2 protein-coding genes and 1 pseudogene are annotated in these 2,584 nt (G+C 51.1%); all 3 read right to left on the minus strand.

Annotation, left to right across the window (positions count from 1 at the left end):
* Window positions 1–539 (minus strand): annotated as a pseudogene (locus tag ACM6J5_RS16290) (type IV secretion protein Rhs); the annotation flags it as partial.
* A 273-nt stretch (window positions 540–812) separates the two neighbouring features.
* Complete coding sequence (locus ACM6J5_RS16295; RefSeq protein WP_414928965.1) at window positions 813–1,331, minus strand: SMI1/KNR4 family protein; 519 nt, start codon at window positions 1,329–1,331, stop codon at window positions 813–815.
* A 13-nt stretch (window positions 1,332–1,344) separates the two neighbouring features.
* Window positions 1,345–2,584: RHS repeat-associated core domain-containing protein (locus ACM6J5_RS16300; RefSeq protein ID WP_414928966.1), on the minus strand; the 1,240-nt coding region annotated here is incomplete at its 5' end.

Below are 2,584 nucleotides of genomic sequence, written 5' to 3' on the forward strand. Positions count from 1 at the left end.
CTGGGCAACGTCAGGGTGGTGAGGTTGCTCAGTGGATCGTATTCGTAGGACAAGGCCCCCTGAGCCGTGGTCTCCTGGACCAGCCGGCCGAGCAGGTCGTAGGCGAATTCCAGCGTTTCTTCGCTGACACCGAGTTGTTTGCCCTGCGCGCTCGGCTGGCGCTGGATCGACAGCAGGCGATCAGCGTCGTCGTACACGTAATCCTGACGGGCATCGGCATTGAGTTTGGCCAGCAGCCGGCCAATGCTGTCGCGCTCGAACTCGGTGCGGCGCTGTGGCCGCTCGCCGCGTTCGCCGTAGCCGGTTTCATCGACCTGGGTCAGATGCCCGCCCAGGTTGTAGCTGAAGCGCCGGGTCAGGTTGTCGATGCGTTTTTCTTCGATCAACCGGTCCGAGGCATCGTAGGCGAACTGGTACGCCGCGTTGTTTTCGTTGATCAGCGCGGTCAGGCGAATCGCCGGGTCGTATTCGTAGCGGATGCGCTGGCCCTTGGCGTCCTGGCGGCTGCTCGGCAATCCACGGGCGGTACGTAGAGCCCGTCAGCAAGACGAATGACGTACACTAATTAATCCAGACTTTTAAAGAGCATGATAAATTGCCCCATCATCTAAAAAAAACGCCCCCCATTTCCAACTTCAATGGCGTATTTGGCAAATATAACCATGAAACTGGAATTGCATGTTTACCTCCACCCTAAATATATAAATTTTCACACCGATATCATCACGCTATTTTTTTCATTATTTAACCTCCCCCATTAACTGAAATGACGAACATTCCGTACAAAACCAAAATCATGAACAGTAAAAACCTTAAATATCCTCTATAAAAACCGGCGCACCGCCCACACATTTGATAATCAAGTCATAGAACTCAACAAAACTCCCAGAAACAAAAAACAAGTTCCCACAATCGTTCTGCTCCGGGATGTCAAAATAATTCTTCAAATCAGACTCATGAAGATGGGTTCTATCCCAATAATAAACACCTTTTTCGCCAAGCTTACCAACCATGACGAAAGGATTCCCTCCTCCATCCTCACCGATAGCAACAGCCTCATCGAGAAAGTCGAGTTCATCAATAAATTCCCTATTAAAACAAATTACATCATTACAATCCTCCTCTGGCAAAAGTCCAAAAAGCCGATCAAAACTAATAACTCCCTCATCAACAGAACTTAATGGGATCTGCGCGTAATCGGGCGCCGTCAAGTAAAACCCATTCATCTTGCATAAAAAATCTCTATACCCAACTGAGAACCTCCTACTAATTTCCACTTCAATATAATCAACATCTGCGGACTTCAAACCTGACTTATACACTACTGGCATACTTCACCTAACCTTAGCATGTGGATTTCATATTTTTCACTCCACCGGAGTGAGTGAACCTGTTGTGAATTTTTTTAGGAACTTCCTGCATCGTTTTCATATTTTCATGATGATGCCAAGTATTCTTCGTGTAATCTGCACTGCCTTTAGGAGCAAGCGCATCAGCCTTTCCGAAATCCCCGCCCGGATTCTTTCCGTGATTTCCTTTCAAGTCCGGGACATCAATCTGTTGACGCTCGAACGGTGTAAAGTCTGGATGTCCATTAGGGTACCTGACACTATTGCCCTCCCAATCACTGTATACCCATGTCCTCCCTTCAATTTCTGAATGTACCGAACCGCCTTTTTCCAGCCATTTTGATACATCTGGTGAATGAGGAGGTTTTGCGCTCCAACCCCAAGGATCGATCCAAGCGATTGGATTCGCACCGTATTGGTAAAGGTTGAAGCCCCCCAACAACCCAATCGGATCCTGCGTAACAAATCGCCCTACCTCCGGATCGTAATACCGAAACGTGTTGTAGTGCAGCCCCGTCTCGTCGTCGAAATACTGCCCCTGAAACCGCAGGTTCTGCTCGACGTCATTGACCGCCAGCTTTTCAACCGCCCCCCACGCCTTGTACGTCGCCTGCCAAACGATCTGCCCCTCGGCGTCCGTCATCTCCAACGGCGTACCAATCTGATCAGTATGGAAGTAGTAAAGCTGCTGCTCTTCACCTTCTGCCTGATCCACCCGGGCCAACGGCGCATAACTCCCCGGCTCATACAGGTACAAACTGCTCTGCCCCGGCCGCTCCTCACGCAGCATCCGCAAGCCTTGCCACAAAAAGTGCTTCTGCTCGGTTGTACCCTTGACCTCTGAAACCTTGGCAACCCGCCGCCCGAGGCTGTCGTACCGATACGATCCGGTACTTTCCAGCTTGCCATTAACCAACGTCTCAGCCCGTACCAAGCGATTTTCACAGTCATAACGAAACGTCTGCAGCTTGCCCATGCCGCTGCGTTTTTCAATCAGGTTGCCCCACGCATCGTAGGCATATTCCTGATCCCGCCAGCGCTGGAGGCGGTTGTCCTTGACGTGGTCAAACTGGCTGGTGTTGAAGTTCAACCGGTTCGCCGCAGCGTCGTAGCGGAATTCTTCACTGTCGATCAGCCGGCCGGTGTCGCGGCTGTGCAGCTGGCCGTTGGCTTCGTATTGGTACTTGATCTCGCCACGCAGTTTGTCGAGGGTGCGGGTCAGTTCGCCTGCGGGG

It is taken from the genome of Pseudomonas sp. IT-P74 (assembly GCF_949768175.1).
Taxonomy (GTDB): Bacteria; Pseudomonadota; Gammaproteobacteria; order Pseudomonadales; family Pseudomonadaceae; genus Aquipseudomonas.

Bases quoted from the DNA above. Each gene is read 5' to 3' on its own strand.
- ACM6J5_RS16295 (WP_414928965.1), bottom strand. From the start codon at position 1,331: ATGCCAGTAGTGTATAAGTCAGGTTTGAAGTCCGCAGATGTTGATTAT.